Source organism: Methanolinea sp. (assembly GCA_016699325.1).
Taxonomy (GTDB): domain Archaea; phylum Halobacteriota; class Methanomicrobia; order Methanomicrobiales; family Methanospirillaceae; genus UBA9949.
On sequence record CP064971.1, the window covers coordinates 1,907,705 to 1,924,103 of the forward strand.

The 16,399-nt window shown below is 55.0% G+C and carries 14 protein-coding genes and 2 pseudogenes; 6 read left to right on the top strand and 10 right to left on the bottom strand.

The features are described from left to right. Positions 1-9: 9 nt before the first annotated feature. Positions 10-132, bottom strand: a complete 123-nt coding sequence (locus IPI71_09900) for a glycosyltransferase family 2 protein (protein QQR70930.1) — start codon at positions 130-132, stop codon at positions 10-12. Between the two features lie 127 nt (positions 133-259). On the opposite strand from IPI71_09900, the gene IPI71_09905 reads away from it, so the two are divergent. Further along, positions 260-451 (top strand): DUF4277 domain-containing protein, encoded by a 192-nt coding sequence (locus IPI71_09905; protein ID QQR70931.1) that lies wholly within the window; start codon positions 260-262, stop codon positions 449-451. Between the two features lie 124 nt (positions 452-575). On the opposite strand, the gene IPI71_09910 is transcribed toward IPI71_09905, so the two are convergent. The 6 genes from IPI71_09910 to IPI71_09935 form a co-directional block, all read right to left on the bottom strand. After that, a complete protein-coding gene (locus IPI71_09910; protein ID QQR72022.1) occupies positions 576-1,556 on the bottom strand; it encodes a branched-chain amino acid ABC transporter permease in 981 nt (326 codons plus the stop codon). Positions 1,557-1,561: 5 nt separating this feature from the next. After that, the gene (locus IPI71_09915; protein QQR70932.1) at positions 1,562-2,443 is read right to left on the bottom strand and encodes a branched-chain amino acid ABC transporter permease; all 882 of its coding nucleotides are present in this window, start codon (positions 2,441-2,443) and stop codon (positions 1,562-1,564) included. Between the two features lie 39 nt (positions 2,444-2,482). Then, positions 2,483-3,790 carry an ABC transporter substrate-binding protein gene (locus IPI71_09920; protein QQR70933.1) on the bottom strand — a complete coding sequence of 436 codons (1,308 nt, stop codon included), beginning with the start codon at positions 3,788-3,790 and terminating at the stop codon, positions 2,483-2,485. Between the two features lie 434 nt (positions 3,791-4,224). Beyond that, positions 4,225-4,422 carry a hypothetical protein gene (locus IPI71_09925; GenBank protein ID QQR70934.1) on the bottom strand — a complete coding sequence of 66 codons (198 nt, stop codon included), beginning with the start codon at positions 4,420-4,422 and terminating at the stop codon, positions 4,225-4,227. A gap of 340 nt (positions 4,423-4,762) precedes the next feature. Next, positions 4,763-5,419 carry a DUF5591 domain-containing protein gene (locus IPI71_09930; protein QQR70935.1) on the bottom strand — a complete coding sequence of 219 codons (657 nt, stop codon included), beginning with the start codon at positions 5,417-5,419 and terminating at the stop codon, positions 4,763-4,765. Between the two features lie 71 nt (positions 5,420-5,490). Further along, the gene (locus IPI71_09935) at positions 5,491-5,859 is read right to left on the bottom strand and encodes a hypothetical protein (GenBank protein ID QQR70936.1); all 369 of its coding nucleotides are present in this window, start codon (positions 5,857-5,859) and stop codon (positions 5,491-5,493) included. A gap of 209 nt (positions 5,860-6,068) precedes the next feature. Between IPI71_09935 and IPI71_09940 the strand changes: the two genes are divergently transcribed. Then, on the top strand, positions 6,069-6,962 hold the full coding sequence (locus IPI71_09940) for a UbiA family prenyltransferase (GenBank protein QQR70937.1): 894 nt from the start codon (positions 6,069-6,071) through the stop codon (positions 6,960-6,962). Positions 6,963-7,215: 253 nt separating this feature from the next. Here IPI71_09940 and IPI71_09945 read toward each other — a convergent pair whose 3' ends face one another. Continuing rightward, positions 7,216-7,425 carry a hypothetical protein gene (locus tag IPI71_09945; GenBank protein QQR70938.1) on the bottom strand — a complete coding sequence of 70 codons (210 nt, stop codon included), beginning with the start codon at positions 7,423-7,425 and terminating at the stop codon, positions 7,216-7,218. Between the two features lie 153 nt (positions 7,426-7,578). On the opposite strand from IPI71_09945, the pseudogene IPI71_09950 reads away from it, so the two are divergent. Next, positions 7,579-9,465, top strand: a pseudogene (locus IPI71_09950) (propionyl-CoA synthetase). A 107-nt stretch (positions 9,466-9,572) separates the two neighbouring features. On the opposite strand, the gene IPI71_09955 reads toward IPI71_09950, so the two are convergent. Next, positions 9,573-10,478 (bottom strand): histone deacetylase, encoded by a 906-nt coding sequence (locus IPI71_09955; protein QQR70939.1) that lies wholly within the window; start codon positions 10,476-10,478, stop codon positions 9,573-9,575. 143 nt (positions 10,479-10,621) lie between these two features. Here IPI71_09955 and IPI71_09960 point away from each other — a divergent pair. From IPI71_09960 to dinB, 3 genes and pseudogenes are all read left to right on the top strand, one after another. Beyond that, positions 10,622-12,523 (top strand): annotated as a pseudogene (locus IPI71_09960) (agmatine deiminase family protein). A gap of 265 nt (positions 12,524-12,788) precedes the next feature. Then, on the top strand, positions 12,789-13,673 hold the full coding sequence (locus IPI71_09965) for a hypothetical protein (protein QQR72023.1): 885 nt from the start codon (positions 12,789-12,791) through the stop codon (positions 13,671-13,673). Between the two features lie 30 nt (positions 13,674-13,703). After that, on the top strand, positions 13,704-14,822 hold the full coding sequence (gene dinB / locus IPI71_09970; protein QQR70940.1) for a DNA polymerase IV: 1,119 nt from the start codon (positions 13,704-13,706) through the stop codon (positions 14,820-14,822). Positions 14,823-14,970: 148 nt separating this feature from the next. Here dinB and IPI71_09975 read toward each other — a convergent pair whose 3' ends face one another. After that, positions 14,971-16,146, bottom strand: coding sequence for a nitrogenase component 1 (locus tag IPI71_09975; GenBank protein QQR70941.1), 1,176 nt, complete (start codon positions 16,144-16,146; stop codon positions 14,971-14,973). Between the last annotated feature and the right edge of the window lie 253 nt (positions 16,147-16,399).

The window sequence follows — 16,399 nt, forward strand, 5'->3', positions numbered from 1 at the left end:
ATATAAACACTACCTTCTCATCCTTCTTCTGGCGAAGTCAGGTTTAAAGGTCTGAGAGAGAATTGAATCAAGGCATCGATTAACAAATTTTTGAGCATTATATGCAGGTATTATAATAGAGATTAATGTCAAATCAACACCTCATAATTGAATAGCCCGGTTCGGTAGAAAACCTTTATTCCCACCTTTCGCACGTGGCCCTACGATCTCTAAAAATAAAATACTTAGGGTTATATCTTAGCGCAGCAATACATATTCTGTGGAGCCTGCATCTCAATTCACGGCGAAGAATTTCAGTTCTAAGCAGATTGTCCATCTCGGTCTGGTGGCCGGCATGATCGATGAACTCGGGATATCAGCAGTAATCGATGACGCCCTGCCCAAGACACGGAACCATATCCTCCCCCATTCAGCGATTGTCAAGGTCATACTCAGATTCCGAATATCATAACCATCCTTGGAGAAAATGAATTTAAAGAAAGCAATTTCATTCGGAGAAAAATACTTCTCATATTCAATTCACCTGATAAATGATTCCGGATAAAAAGGATGGCACCAGGGTATCCCCGGGCACATCAGGAGGATCTCCTTATCTTTCCAATAAACTCCTTCACATTTTCCGGTAGGGAAATCAGGCCTTTGGGAAGGAATATGATGATCAGTACAAGAAGAACCCCGATAATGACGAAGCGGGCATAGGTGATACCCAGCATCAGGAGCCCGTCCCACAGAACGGTTATGACGATGGTGCCGACAATAGGGCCGGCAAGGGTCCCCAGGCCGCCGGATATCGAGTAGACAATCGGCCAGAACGAGATATCGACACCAAAGATCTCGGGGGTGATGTATCCCAGGTTATGGATCTCGAGTGCTCCCGCCACCCCGGAGAAATATGCGCTGACAAGGAACGCAAAGAGACGGTACCTGACCGGGTCGATTCCTGCAGCACGGGCTTCCATCTCGTTTTCCCGGATAGCAGCAAAAGCCAGTCCGATCTTGGACTTAAGGATGATCCAGAACAGCAGGATCACCAGTACGGCTATGAGGACAATCGAGTAGTATCCAATAAGTTGATAGTTCGGTATGGTTGACGGCACGAGGCGTGGTGCTGCTATCCCGTCCCATCCCCCGCTCACCGCGGCAAACTGGCTCACGATCAGGGTCTGGATGATGATAGCAAATCCAAACGTCACCATGGCGAGGAACCACTCCTTCAGCCGGACGCAGATAACCCCGATGAAGAGACCTACCAGGGCGGCTGCACCACCACCCATGAAAATGGTGATGTATGGAGAGAGACCGCTCGCGTTGGCGATAAGGGCTGAGGCATATCCCCCAAGGCCGAAGAACGCTGCATGACCAAGGGATCCCTGCCCGGTATAGGTCAGGAAGTTCCACGAAGAGGCATAGATAATGAAGATAATCATCAGGACGAGGATGGTCAGCAGGTAGAGGTTCATTCCGAAAATGAGTGGCAGCACGACTGCCAGGACCAGGAGTACAATGGTTCCGAGGAGCCTGGCCCTTTTTGACCCGATACCCAGGGTTTTATTCATTTCTATCATTCTGCCGACTCCCCGAAGATGCCGGTTGGTCTCACGATGAGCACGAGAATCAGGATAATGAAGGATATTGCATCCTTCCACGCCCCGCCCAGGGTGAAAATGGCGAAGTTTTCAGCGATGCCGTAGATTAAACCCCCAATGATGGCACCAGGGATGCTGCCTAGTCCTCCCAGGATCACGATTGCAAATGCCTTGATTGCAGGAATCGAGCCCATATAGGGGTTAAATACCTGCCCGCTGACCACCCAGAGCGTCCCTGCCGCACCGGCCAGCCCTGCGCCAATCCCGAACGAGAGCATATCCATGCGCTCGACATTGATGCCGGTCAGCATGGCCCCGTTCCGGTTCTGGCTGGTGGCCCTCATCGCTTTGCCGGTTCTGGTTCTCCGAAGGAAGAGATGCAGGAAAACCAGGATAAGGGTGGTAGTTATGATGATGATGAGATAATCAAGCGGCATGTTTACCCCCAAGACCGATATGGTAATCTTCTCATAGGGGCTGTGGATGATTCTCCATTCATCGGTCCATACGAGCGCTGCCGCATTCTGAACGATGTAGATCAGGCCGATCGAGATGAAGATCTCATTCAGCTTCCCGGTTCCAAGGATCGGCCGGAAACAGAGGCGCTCAATAATAATCCCGACAAGGATGAGCAGGGGAACAGATGCCGCCAGAAGGACGTATGGGTTCCACCCGGAAAGCGCATAAAACGTAAAGGTGATGTATGCCCCGAGCATGAGCAGTTCTCCGTGGGCGAAGTTCACCACCTTCATCACTCCGAAGATGAGGTTCAGCCCGGTTGCAAGCAGAATGTAGATACAGCCTGCATACAGTCCCCAGATCAGAACCTGGAGTACAATGTCAACTCCTCCAGCCATGGATCAGCATCAACCTGCTGTTTTAAAAAGGATGATTATTCAACCCTGCCCTGGTTTGTACCAGTCAGGGATGATGAACCCGGCCTCTTTCATGGAATCTGGCCAGACGATGACCGGGCGGGTTTCACCGGCACCCTGGTCCCATATCAGCTGGGCCATATAGAGTTCGAACTTGCTCTCCCTGAACTCTTTTGAGAAGGCGATTTTGCCGTCCTTCATGACCTCGATCATCTCGGGGATTTCCAGTTCATCGAGGGCATCCCGTATTGCAGGCTTTTCAATCGATCCCGCATTTTCAACTGCCTTTGCAGCGGTGTACACCCCTTCGTAGGTTACAACCCCCATCATGCCCGGAAATCCGCCCCAGCGCTTTTCGAAATTCTTGACAAAAGCGGCATGGGCATTCCTGGTCTCCATGGGGGCTGTATAGGGTGAGAACCTGCTCTGGATCATCATATATTCACCATAGGTCCCCACACCCTTGTAAAAGTCCGGATCATCATTACATTCGATAGCATAGAAGATGGTGTCCAGGCCGACATCCCTGCGTCCCTGCTGGACAAGCGGGACCAGTTCGTTGAGGAAGGTCACCGTGTATACCGCATCGGGGTTGGCTGCCTTGACGGACGTAAGAGCGGTCCTGAAATCGGATTCTCCCATCTTGAAACTCTCTTCAAAAACTACGTCGACATTCAGGCCGTGGCTCTTGATGTGGTCGTGCACGGAGCTTCGCTGCCCGGTGCCAAATGACGTGTCCTGGTAGACGATGGCAAGGCGCAGGGGACGATCTGCAGAGAACCCATATCTCTCATTGATTGCCGGGCGCATAACCTGGTCGATAAAGAGCATGATGACCTCAGCGGAATCCTCAGTATTCGGCCGGTGGAAGAACATGGTACTGGTATCCAGATCAGTCCTCCGCGATGCTGCTGAACTTGAGGCTCCGCCGATGATATAGGGCACCTTGTGATCGGCAACGATCGACTGGTGGGCGGATACCACGGCGCTGGAGAACCCCCCGACCAGGATGTCAACATTGTCCTGTGTGATCAGTCTGGAAACCGCTTTCTGACCGCCTTCCCGGGTTGATTCATCGTCCCCCTGGATGAGCCGGATGGGGATCTTTTTTCCGAGATTGGCCACATACACGCCGCCATCGGCATTGATCTCATCGGCTGCCAGAACTGCTGACTGCCACATGTCTTTTCCGGTCGTGCTTGCCGGCCCTGTCATTGAGGCCACTACGCCGATCTTCAACTCTTCGGTTGCCGCCTTTTGATCGGTACATCCGGCAAACAATGCAATACCGATGCAAAGGAGGGCTAGTAGTATAAATTCCTGCTTCATGGTTCTCCTGCCTTTGTATGCTATGTTATAGCATGACAAAGTTGGGGGATGGTGAAAAATAAAGATTGCTATTTGACGACTGGAGAAGAGAATTGGATTTTCAAGCCCGTCAAAACGAGAAAATCCAGTTCATAGGGTTGTAAAAAAATCGTTATCTGAAGCGGGGACCGGTGCCAGTCCTCGAAACGGTTTCTTCATTTGTTGATAATTAAAACAGGTGAAAACCCGTTTATCGTTCAAATCCGAATAATATTACGGTGGTTTCTAGCTGGAGTATTTCCAAACGGCACAGGCTGTGTTCGGACTGCCGGATGTCATCGCTCTTGTCACAGGGAGATTTTCCTCGTCAATATCGTAGCACTCTCCCCCTGGACGTTCTGGTGGAGAGATCACGTGTGGCTCTTCGGAATCCAGCGCCAGGTCGTCCTGATGATCTATGCGCAATCACCAGGGCTAATGCGGTCATCGTAAGCCTCAATGCCATCGGCATGGAAAGTGCCCGTCCAGAGGCTGATCCTTCTTCCCGGAGCGGTATCCATGGCCTTGATCGTGGTATCCGCTGCAAGGGAAGGCTCCCCGCAGCAAACGCACACTTCGGTTCTCCCCCGGCCCTGACCGGGAGCGGTCTTCACCCGGCCTGGATTTCATCCCGTATACCAGGAGGTTGGGGTGGGGGGATTTCTGGAAACGTGAGACTTGTATGGGAACGGCCAGCCAGAAAAGGAAAGGTGGCATCTTAAGGAGGTCTCAGCCCTGCCCGTTCAGGGCAGGACATCGACCATTGGATTGAACGCTCATTAGGTGACTTAGTTGGACACTAATACACCTGCTATAGAATGGATACGAATGGTTATTAAATCTTTTGGATTTTTCCGAAGGAAATCGAAGGTAAATTTGTGCATCCTGCGGCAAAACGGAAAACCTGCTGACCACATCCTTTCCACTTCCTTGAAAGCCCTGAACTGCCCGACATCATGCTTCAGGTGCAGGAGATCCCTTGCAATTTGTCCCGGGAACGCCGTCATTCCAGGGGATGACAGAGTGTGGGGCAATTGCCTCCTTCACAGCTATCAGGCCACGCCTGAATTCTTCGATATATTCCGGCATGGAAAGGCTCCCTTCCGGAAACGGGTAGCGGTTATCGTACTGGCGCTCGATGATCGGCCGGGTCGGAAGAAGCAGATCCGGATAGATGCCCGACCGGGCGCAGGCCCGCTCCATGGCCTCCCTGAAGATCCCTATACAGTATGCAATCCTTGCACGATAACAATGACGGGTTTTCTCGAGAAACAGGGAAATCCGTTCGGTTTCAATCTCGAGAAAGTCCTGCTTGATACGTTCGTCCTGGCACTTCCCGAGCATATACTGGTAGTGGGCGAACGGATACATCAGCTCAAGGTCGACCGGAACCACGCCGCAGGTGCCAAAGATAACCATCTGGTACTCCCTTTCGCTGAACACAGAGGCGATAATCCGTGCAAACAAACGGTGGCTCGGGCTGCTGCTGTAGGGCTTCCGGACCGCACATGGGATGAATATTGCAATCTGCCGTGGAGTAATGCCGTAGTCGTCAATGATAAAGCGGAAAGCGTCCTCAAATGCCGGGTGGTAAAATGGGGGGTCAGTCATGAACACTGCTTCGTCAGCACACGTTGAGCCCGGGAAGGAATGAATATTTTCATCCCATCTGGAAAGACCGTCTATTGGGAGCGAATAAATCCTTTCGAAAGGAGATCGGAGAGCCAGCGATCCAGATACTCGGCGAGCTCGTTCTTCGCTGTCAGGTTCACCTTTCCTGATTCAGGATACACGACCCGCTTTCCTGAACGGTCCTGAAATGAGAGAGGCTCGGCCGTCCTGGTGCGGTGAGAAACACGGATTTCCATATCGGGGTCTGCAAAAACCACTCCATCGATCACCGGATTTTGAGAGAGTGCATAAACATCAGGTGAGAGCCGGTCGATGCAGAGTGGCAGATCGGGGGGTCTCTCGATAACCGTGTACTGGTTCACGGAGAAAACTCCAATTTTCTCGAGTTTATCATAGATGCTCTGGTATATATCCTTCATAGGCTCTCCCTGCCTTCTATCGGGTATATCGACAGGAGAGTAAAAAATCTTGTCCATCTTGAAATGAGATAAACAAACGATCGGTCCTGAAAAACAGCCTTACGAAGATCCGAAAAAGGACAAACGGGCAGAGTCTCCCTGGTCCTTCCCGCACCATGCTCTCCCAAGTAGAGGGTGTATGTACCAGGACTGAAATATTATGATACTGCATGGCGACGCTCCGGGGATATGCAGACCTGCTCAGGCTCCATTTCTTCTTTGCCTGGCCGCTCCTCTTCTGCTCGGGCTACCTCCTTGCAGCCGCCACGTATGGTACCTTCTCTCTTGCCGACCTAATCAGGGCCGCAATCATCGGGTTCCTCGGGTTCGAGGGAGGTATTGTCCTGAACGACTACATTGATCGCGAGTATGACAAGAAAGACACCGAGTTCGGGAGGCTCACCAGGTACTGGAGGATCTTCGGGACACGCCCGATTCCGGCCGGGCTCGTCTCCCCGCGGAGTGCCCTCCTCCTCTTCCTGATCCTGGCCGTCAGCACCCTGATTGTCATCGCCACCCTCCCCTTCCCGCACTCTCTTTACGTCGCGCTCATCATGCTCTGTGGCTATGGCACAGAGGCATTCTACCAGGTCAGGAAGAGGACCCAGTCGGTTCCCATCGCACAACTGGTGGGGAGGACCGATTTTGCCCTCTTTCCAGTGGCAGGGTATCTCTGCACGGGGTTCCCGGATACGACCGCATTGTGCTACTTCCTCTTCTTCTACCCGTTCGCCATGGCACACCTCGGGGTCAATGACCTTGCCGATGTCGAGAACGACCGTGCACGGGGCATGCAGACCATCCCGATCCTGTATGGTATGAGCGGAACCGTGTGGTGGATTGTCGGGTTCCTCCTTGTCCACATGGCCGCTGCATTCCTGTTCATCACGAGGCTCGATCCAATCGCAACCATTGGCGTGGCCTTAGGACTTGCGCTCCTCGCGTTTGCGGCAGTTCACCTGGCCAGGCAGCCAACCCCCGAAGGGGGAATGAAGGTCCTGCCGCTCTTTCACCTTGCAATGCTCATCTATGCAGGCTCCATCGTGATTGGATCACTCCTGTGAACAGGTATCATACTCCTGCAGGGGCGGGCCCCGGGCACTCCCTCCCCACTTCACCTCACGGGTGCCGCAGAGCAGGAGAATTCCTTTCGTGTTCCAGACCGGAAAGAATGATACCTCTTACCTGGATGCCTGCGTTCTACCCGGAAAACACCCAGGGTGGAGAAAAAAGGCCTTGAGTACACTATCCATAATTAACATTCGATAATCATCTTGACACCGTTCATGGAGAGAATTAATAGAGACTATCCGGTGATCAAATGAGGTGAGGATTGGTCTTGCCCATATCACGTCCATCCACCTTACAAAGGCCATCGGTCCCTGAAATCCTCCACAACCAGGTGACGGTGATCAATACCGTCCCGGCGATGTGCGAGGCGATCTGAGTCCCCCTCCTCAAGGGCATGGCAAACAGACCATTGGCCAGTCCGACAACCGGTCGCAGGACGAGGGAAAACCGCATCACTCGTTTCACCTCTCCCGGGTTATATCTGCCTTCGGAAGGTGCAGATAAACCGTCCGAGTCTCTGCCCACCGGGGTGGTGAAAAAATATTTGACCATTCTGGAGAAATATTGGCATGCTATAATATGACAGGGTGAGGGGTCATTGTAGGAAATGGTTACGATTCGCTGTACCGCCAGTCGATAGAGGAGCCTGAGAGATTCTGGGGACAGGCTGCGATGGCAGTTACATGGGAGCGACAATGGGACGTTGTGTTAAATGGCAGCCATGCCCCGTTTCATTCATGGTTTTCCGGGGGTATACTGAACACCTGCAGGAACTGCCTCGATATTCATGTAGAGAATGGAACCGGGTCCCGCACGGCACTCATTTATGACAGCCCGGTGACCCGGACCGTCAGATCGTACTCTTTCCGTGAACTCCGGGACCTCGTCGCCCGTTGTGCCGGAGGTCTCCGGGAGCTCGGCGTTGGCAAGGGTGACCGGGTTGTCATTTACATGCCCATGGTTCCTGAAACAGTCATCGCCATGCTCGCATGCGCCCGTATAGGGGCTATCCATTCCGTGGTATTCGGCGGGTTTGCTTCCCGGGAGCTCGCCGCCCGCATCCGGGACGCCCGGCCTAAAGTCATTATTTCAGCATCCTGTGGGATCGAAGTGAACCGCATCATCCCTTACAAGCCGCTCCTCGATAGTGCGATCGGGCAGTCGGGATTGAGTCCGGAGGCCTGTATCGTTCTCCAACGTCCCCAGGAAGAGGCAGCGTTCGTACAGGGGCGGGATCGGCCCTGGGAGGAACTGATGGATTCTCCACCGGCAGGTTGCACACCTGTCGCGGCTACCGATCCTCTCTACATACTCTACACCTCCGGGACAACCGGTATTCCCAAGGGTGTAGTACGGGACAATGGCGGGCATCTGACCGCCCTGCTGTGGAGCATGAAGAATATTTACGGGCTTTCTCCCGGCGAAGTATTCTGGGCTGCATCGGACGTAGGCTGGGTGGTCGGGCATTCGTACATCGTGTATGGACCCCTGGCGTATGGATGCACTTCGATCCTGTATGAAGGGAAATCGGTAGGAACACCCGACCCTGGAGCTTTCTGGCGGGTAATCTCCGATCACCGGGTCTCGGTACTCTTCACCGCACCTACCGCATTCAGGGCAATCAAGCGGGAAGACCCGACCGGTACTTATATTAAACGGTACGACCTTTCGGGGTTCAGAACGCTCTTCCTTGCCGGTGAACGATGCGATCCCGATACGCTCGTATGGGCACGAGATCACCTCGGTGTTCCGGTTATCGACCACTGGTGGCAGACCGAGACAGGCTGGGCTATCGGTGCGAACCCTGTGGGAATAGAACTCCTCCCAGTGAAGCCAGGTTCCTGCACAAAACCGGTACCAGGTTACGATGTCCGGGTGCTGGATGACCATGCATCCGAGCTGCCATCCGGCAGGACGGGAAACATCGTTATCCGCCTCCCCCTCCCGCCAGGATGTCTCACCACGCTCTGGAATAACGATGAGGACTTCATCCGCACCTACCTTCTGGAATATCCGGGTTACTACCTGACCGGCGATGCCGGTTTCATCGATGAGGACGGGTACCTGTGGATCATGGGACGGACAGACGATATCATCAACACAGCCGGGCACCGCCTCTCAACCGGTGCCATGGAAGAGGTACTGGCATCTCACCCAGATGTCGCCGAATGTGCAGTGGCCGGGGTTCATGATGCCGTGAAGGGGGAGATCCCGGTTGGCTTCATCGTCCTCAAATCAGGTGTCAGCAGGAAACCAGGTGATATTACCAGCGAACTGGTGCAGATGGTCCGGGAGAAGATCGGGCCGATTGCATCGTTTAAAACTGCTGTGGTGGTCAGGCGTCTTCCCAAGACCCGCTCAGGGAAAATCCTTCGTGGAACCATGAAAAAGATAGCCGATGGCCTCGAGTACCGGGTTCCTGCAACAATCGATGATCCTTCCGTTCTCGGAGAGATCGCAGAAAGCCTTGCAGCGATCGGTTACCCTGCGCGGTGAACATGGCAGGGGTTCTGCGTAATCCCGGTTCGATGGTCGTTGCATCCCTGGTATCGCAGATAACTGCTCTTCCGGCATGCGGATAATGGGTGCTCGTAGTTCTCTTCTTAATAGTCCTCCAGCGCATGGATGATCGCACCGATTGCTGCAGGGTGGGAAGGGCCGTAGCCACCTTCAAGAAGAAGGGCGATGGGGATTCCGGTGCCGGCTAGGTCTGAAGCAAGTACCCCGAGATCCTGCGGCCGGAGGGCCATACCCCCGAGCGGATCATCTGAAAGGCAGTCCTGGCCTGCGGATACAAGAACGAGCCCGGGGTCGAACCGCAGTATCGCCGGCAGGAAGTCTTCCGAAAATACCTTCCGGTAATCAGCAAGCGCCGACCCTGCGGGAAGTGGCGCATTCAGGGTGAAGCCCACTCCTTCACCCGCTCCGCGTTCTTCCCTCAGTCCGGTTCCTGGGAACAGGTGCTCCTGGTGCACCGAGCAATAGAGAACGCGGTCCGAATAATAAAAAATGTCCTGGGTTCCATTACCGTGGTGAACATCCCAATCAACGATGGCGACCCGATCAGCATGCCCAAGCACCGAGGCAGCAGCTACCGCGGCGTTGTTGAATATGCAGAACCCGAGGTGACTTGAAGGCCCGGCATGGTGCCCTGGAGGCCGGACCAGGGCAAATGCCGGAGTGCCTTCCCGGGCCCTTCGTGCAGCCTGGATTCCTGCCCCTGCAGCGTACCGGGCAATCTCAAACGAGTGGCAGGTTATGTAAGTATCAGGGTCCAGGAACTGGCACCGAAATTCTGGAAGAGCAGCCGACTGGTCCCTGATCAGGTCGATATATGCCGGAGTATGGACCCGCAGCAGGTCGTCGCGCCCTGCAGGTTCCGGTTCCACTACTGGAGATCCTGCAGGAATCCCTGAACAGGCATGTACCAGTCGTTCCTGCGACTCCGGATGCCCCCGGCAATCGTGCAGCCTGAAGAGATCTCCGGTAATGATGGTGACCGCCGACATGCCCGTGCATGGTGATTGATAGGGGAGTATTTAAGGGATGTGGTCTGCCGGAATGAGAGGGTGATGCAGGATGAGCAGAACCCCGGTATCAGCAATAAGAAAGACACCTAGATGTAGGATGACCTACAACACTGCATCGAACCATGGAACCCCGCAGGATAAGGATCGGGCTCATACAGCAGTCGGTCTCTGAAAATACCGGGCACAATCTCAAACGGGCCGTTTCGCTTGCAGAACAAGCAGCACACGATGGAGCTGAAATAATCTGTCTCCCCGAACTCTTCCGAACCCCGTACTTCCCCCAGTATGAACGGAGGGATGCTTCAGCGTTCGCCGAACCTGTCGATGGAGAATCGGTACAGGCGTTTCTTTCCTTCACCCGGAAGTATCAGGTCACGGCTATTGTCCCCATCTTCGAGCAAGGAACAGGTGGATGCTTCTTCAACACTGCGGTCGTTCTCCACAACGGATCAATTCTCAAACCCCCGTACCGGAAGGTCCACATCCCCCATGACCCGCTCTTCTTCGAAAAGGATTACTTCTCTGCAGGAACCGGGTATGCCGTTTATTCAACGCCCATTATCCGTTTCGGGGTGCTTATCTGCTACGACCAGTGGTTCCCCGAGGCGGCACGGGCCCTCACCCTTCTCGGGGCTGAAATCATCTTTTATCCAACCGCAATCGGATGGATACACGGGGAGCGGGACTCACCGGAAGGAGACTGGCGCACTGCATGGGAAACGGTCATGCGGGGACACGCGATTGCAAACGGGGTTCATGTGGCGGCAGTCAACCGGGTTGGATCAGAAGGCGACCTCGTTTTCTGGGGGAGTTCATTTGTCACCGATGCATTCGGTATGGTTACAGCCCGGGCCGGTGAAGCTGAAGAGGTGCTCATGGCAGAAATCGATCCAGGGATGAACACAGAAGTCAGGGAAGGCTGGGGTTTTCTCCGGAACCGTCGACCTGATACCTATGGTATCCTGACCAGCGGGGAGTGATCCATGGAACATATCCAGACCCCGAGAGGGGCCGGTTTTCACATGCCCGCCGAATGGGAACCACAGGATTCGATCTGGCTCTCCTGGCCCCATGACGAGCAGACATTTCCTGAGCTTTCCGACGTCGAAAAAACCTACCAGGCCATCATCAGGCCTCTCTGCCGCGGTGGCAGGGTCAACCTCCTCATCAGGGACCAGGAGACCGAAGAACGGGTGAGAGGGCTCTTTGGAATGAATGGAGGGGTTCCAGAAGGACTCCGTTTTCATATTATCGATTATGCCGATGTCTGGTTCAGGGACTACGGTCCCACGTTCCTGGTGAATCGGGAGAGCAATCAGCTGGCGATGGTCGACTGGCGGTTCAATGCCTGGGGGAATAAATACCCGGAACTGCTGTACGATAACGTTATCCCGGCCATGATGAACCGCGAGCTCGGGATCCGGTGTTTCTCCCCTGGTGTCGTCATGGAAGGCGGTTCATTTGATGTCAATGGAAAGGGGACGGTGATAACCACCGAGCAGTGTCTCCTGAATCCTAACCGGAATCCCGGCCTCGGCCGTGAAGAGATAGAACTGGTGTTGAAGGAATTCCTGGGTTGCAGCAGGGTTATCTGGCTCTCGGAAGGGATTGCCGGTGATGATACCGATGGCCATGTGGATGACATCGCCCGGTTTGTGGATGCAAGGACAGTGGTCTGTGCCGTTGAACCCGATCGGAGTGACGAAAACCATGCTGCCCTTGCCGCGAACTACCGCATCCTCCAGAAATCAACAGACCAGGAAGGAGTACCCCTCAGGGTCGTTCCCCTGCCCATGCCCGGCCATGTCGGCGGTGACGAACGCCTTCCGGCCAGTTATGCCAATTTTCTCATCAGCAACATGGCAGTCCTCATGCCGGAGTTCGGGCACCCGAACGACACCAGGGCCCGGGCAGTCCTGTCATCGGTCTTCCCGGACCGGGCTGTGATTGGAGTTGACTGCCGGGCGCTGGTGAGAGGTCTTGGGACAATTCACTGCATCAGCCAGCAGCAACCGATCCCCTGATTGGCCGGGGCCATCCACCCGGTGTACCATTGGGGGAAGCCAAGACCTCACCCCGGCAGGATCGCCATTCCCGCCTGCCTTTTTTCAACCATGAACAACATGTATTGATCGTGGGGTGGGTGGGTGTCGGCAATGACCCGGTGCCGGAACCCTGGCCCCGTTGGTCAATTTACGCCAGGGGCTGCCCTATCCAATGCTATATCGTATGATATTTCCAACAAGGAAAGAGAACAGGAAGGTTCGTACAAACCCTCCCGATAGCAACATGGCGCCCCGGGAACGGACGATATCAGGACGGGTCCGGTTCACGAGACCGGTCATAGAAGAGCTCGCACGGCAAGGGCTGTGTGCAATCGATATGCATTGCCATACCTGCCATTCGGATGCACCGGTGCGGGTGAGGGACGCCCTCTCCCGCGCTTCAGCCCTTGGTATCGGGCTCTCGATAACCGACCACAACGAGGTGAGCGGGTGCAGGCAAGCCCTTGCGTCATCGCCAGGATCCATCGTCATCCCCGGCATTGAGATCAGTGCCCTTGACGGCCCCCATATCCTGGTTTATTTTTCCGCACTCCCTGATCTCATCGATTTCTACCGGAGTCACATAGAGAGAAAAAAACAGGCAAGCCCGTATCTGGCGATTCGGCTCACGACATCGGAAATCCTCGACCGTGTATCAGGATATCACTGCCTGTGCACTGCGGCACATCCATTCGGGTACCTTCTCTTCAATAAAGGAGTCGGCCGATGTGTTGAGCGCAATTACCTTCCACCGGAAATCATTAAACAGTTTGACGCAGTGGAAGCTATCTGCGGGGGAATGAGCCGTTCAGGCAATATCCAGGCAGCTCACCTCGCTGCCCGATTTAATCTCGGCATTGTTGGAGGAAGCGATGCCCATCTCCTCCGTGATATTGGAACCGTTGTCACCTGTGCGCAGGCCGGTTCGGTTGATGAGTTTCTGGAAAATATCATCAAACACCAGAACACTGTTATCGGGAGCGAGAAGAGCCTCCCTGGGAAAGGCCTTACCGGAATGGCGATGATCATGCGCTATCTCCCATACACGCTTCCGTCTCTCTCGATCCATTTCGAACAGAACCTTCCCCGGCTGCAACGATTCTTCGGGAGAGGGAGACGCAGGAGGTGACGAATGCCGGACCCGGTTCAAGGTGATGAAATGGTTCAGGGAGAACCGGGAACTTCCGGGGTCTCCGCCCGACGGATTATATTCCACGTCGACATGGACAGTTTTTATGCATCGGTCGAGATCCGGGAGCATCCTGAATATGCCGGCCGGCCGGTCATCGTTGGAGCCGATCCCCGGGGCGGCTTTGGCAGGGGTGTTGTTTGCACCTGTTCATACGAGGCACGAAATTACGGGATCCGCTCGGCTATGCCAATCTCTCAGGCCTACTCCCGCTGCCCGGATGCAGTGTTCATCCGCCCCCATTTCGAACTCTACGACCAGGCATCCCGGTCAGTGATGGACATCCTTGGAACATATTCCACGGTAGTCGAACAGGTCAGCATCGATGAAGCTTTCCTGGATATGAGCCATCTTCAGGATATTTCGGCTGCCCGGAGAACGGCGCAGGAGATCAAGGATGAGATCCGGAAGAAGGAAGGGCTTGCCTGCTCGATCGGGATCGCATCCGGGAGGACCCTGGCCAAGATAGCTTCCGATCGCTCCAAGCCTGACGGTCTGCTGGTTGTTGCACCCGGGGAGGCTGCTTCCTTCCTTGCCCCCCTTCCGGTCGGGAAGATCCCGGGGATCGGGACCAAGTCTGCAAGGATACTCCAGGACATGGGGATTTCCACCATTGGCGACCTTGCAAGAGCAGACATCCAACAACTCATCGACCGGTTCGGTCGATCCGCGGTTTTCATAAGGGACCTTGCACGGGGAATCGACCGGGGGGAGGTCAGGGCCCATGAGACCGTCAGGTCCATTTCCCGCGAGATGACCTACGAGAATGACACACGGGACCTCCGGGAAATCCAAAACACCCTCTCCCACATGGCCGGGGACCTTGCAGAAACCCTCTCTCGCGGGGGGATGTCAGCAAGAACGATCACGGTCAAGATTCGCTATCACGATTTTCATACCCGGACGAAATCCCGGACTGTCGAGAAGCCCCGGGCGGATCTCCCGACAATCCGGGAAACGGCATGGCAGTTGTTCTCCGAGCTCTCCGATGGTCGTCCCATCCGCCTGGTCGGGCTGAAACTATCAGGCCTCCAGATACAGGACCGCGCACAGAAAAGGATCAATGAATTTTTTGATCAATCATGCTAATCCAGGCTCCCCCACCCGGTGACGATTTCGAGAACAATTGCATGTCGTCCGTGCGGACCTTTGGGGGTAATTCCTCAATCCCTTCATTATGCTCTGGAGGATGTTGTTAAAGGCCGCTTGAGCCGAACGCTCACAACAATGGAGCGTTCTATCCCTTCACGGATCGCGCCGCCGCTTCCCTGATACGGCGGACCAGGTTTTCCTGGCCGCCAGGACCGAATGTAACCTGGCTGCCGTGCATCACATCGATTGAGGGGATGTTGCGCGTTGATGCAAAGGGGCGTTCGAGGAGACCTCCAAGGATAAGGTTGATCCCGGCACGGTCCAGGTGTTCCTCGATCTCCTCCCAGGTAGGCATGACGAGGATATCGCTATCCGGACCCGCAGCCTGGCGGATACGGTCCGGAGATGGTGGTACCACGTCGAGAATAACCAGGCGGGGCGGGCACTCCAGCCAGGAGAGGAACGCCGAGAATGCAACGGCCCGGGCAGGGCCCGAGAACAGTGCGATGTGAACGCTTCCGGGAATGGCAGGGGGGGACAGCGCAGCAGTAGGCCTTTCATGCATCATGCCAAGACCATGGAGCACGGTGGCGAGAAACCGGTCGGTTGCCGGTCTCCCGATAGGGAGATCGACGGTCGTGAACGGTGTGCCGAAACGCTGCCGGAGCACTTCCGCAGCCTTGAGCCCGGATATCTCGCACAAAACGATATTCAGGGCGGCGTCACCTGCCCGCGCGAGGTCGTCAATTCCTGATCCGGCGGTGAGGACGGTCCCCGTGGTCACCCCGACCGAAGCGAGGAGCCGCTTCATCTCTGCCAGGTCCGGTCCTGAACGGAGGACTCCAATGAGGTTGACCCGCGAGGACTCAACGGCCCCGCTGGACCCGGCAAGCATGGTGGCGATTGCGGCGAGGGTATCGGCGTAGCCTCCGGCATGGTCGCCTTCAAAACCCCCGGAATCGAGGGCAAGAACACGGGCCGATACCGATGCGCCGCGGACGGACGAAGCCACATCCTCACCGATGATATCTGATGCGCAGCAGGAGAGGACGGCAATCACCTCAGGGGAGAGCGCCCGGTCCAGTTCCTCGATCGCTCTTGTCAGTTTGTGTTCTGCTCCGAAAATGACATCCTCTTCATCGAGGCATGTCGAGTAGATGCGCGGGGCATGTTCACCCCTCATACTGAGAATATAGACAACATGGTAGACACATCCCCGTGGACCATGGACGAGAATTGCGGTGTTCTTCATAGTCCCGAGCGCTTTGATCGCACCAAAGAGCCTGCAGGTGCTTCTGGGGATGACCGGAACCGCCGACATTGGCTGCCAACCTTTCGCAGGTATCATCATCTTCTCCAGAGAAAAACCGATGCATCAGACCAAATCCCGAATGGTACAGGAAGTTCATGGCCGTTCTCTTACAAGACGGTTCGTTACATCTCCGACCAGGCAGTCGGGCTCCTCTTCTCAATCCCCCCTTATATCCGGCTATCGTGAGAATCGTGTCCGTCAATCCCGGATCATTGGCCTGGACCTTCATCCTGATCGTTTCTGTTCAGCATGAGCTGGGGGG

Coding starts and splice junctions, on each gene's coding strand:
- IPI71_09910 (QQR72022.1), bottom strand. CDS start 1,556: ATGAATAAAACCCTGGGTATCGGGTCAAAAAGGGCCAGGCTCCTCGGA.
- IPI71_09935 (QQR70936.1), bottom strand. CDS start 5,859: ATGAAGGATATATACCAGAGCATCTATGATAAACTCGAGAAAATTGGA.
- IPI71_09965 (QQR72023.1), top strand. CDS start 12,789: ATGGCGCCCCGGGAACGGACGATATCAGGACGGGTCCGGTTCACGAGA.
- IPI71_09975 (QQR70941.1), bottom strand. CDS start 16,146: ATGTCGGCGGTTCCGGTCATCCCCAGAAGCACCTGCAGGCTCTTTGGT.
- dinB (QQR70940.1), top strand. CDS start 13,704: ATGGTTCAGGGAGAACCGGGAACTTCCGGGGTCTCCGCCCGACGGATT.
- IPI71_09955 (QQR70939.1), bottom strand. CDS start 10,478: ATGTCGGCGGTCACCATCATTACCGGAGATCTCTTCAGGCTGCACGAT.
- IPI71_09930 (QQR70935.1), bottom strand. CDS start 5,419: ATGACTGACCCCCCATTTTACCACCCGGCATTTGAGGACGCTTTCCGC.
- IPI71_09940 (QQR70937.1), top strand. CDS start 6,069: ATGGCGACGCTCCGGGGATATGCAGACCTGCTCAGGCTCCATTTCTTC.
- IPI71_09915 (QQR70932.1), bottom strand. CDS start 2,443: ATGGCTGGAGGAGTTGACATTGTACTCCAGGTTCTGATCTGGGGACTG.
- IPI71_09920 (QQR70933.1), bottom strand. CDS start 3,790: ATGAAGCAGGAATTTATACTACTAGCCCTCCTTTGCATCGGTATTGCA.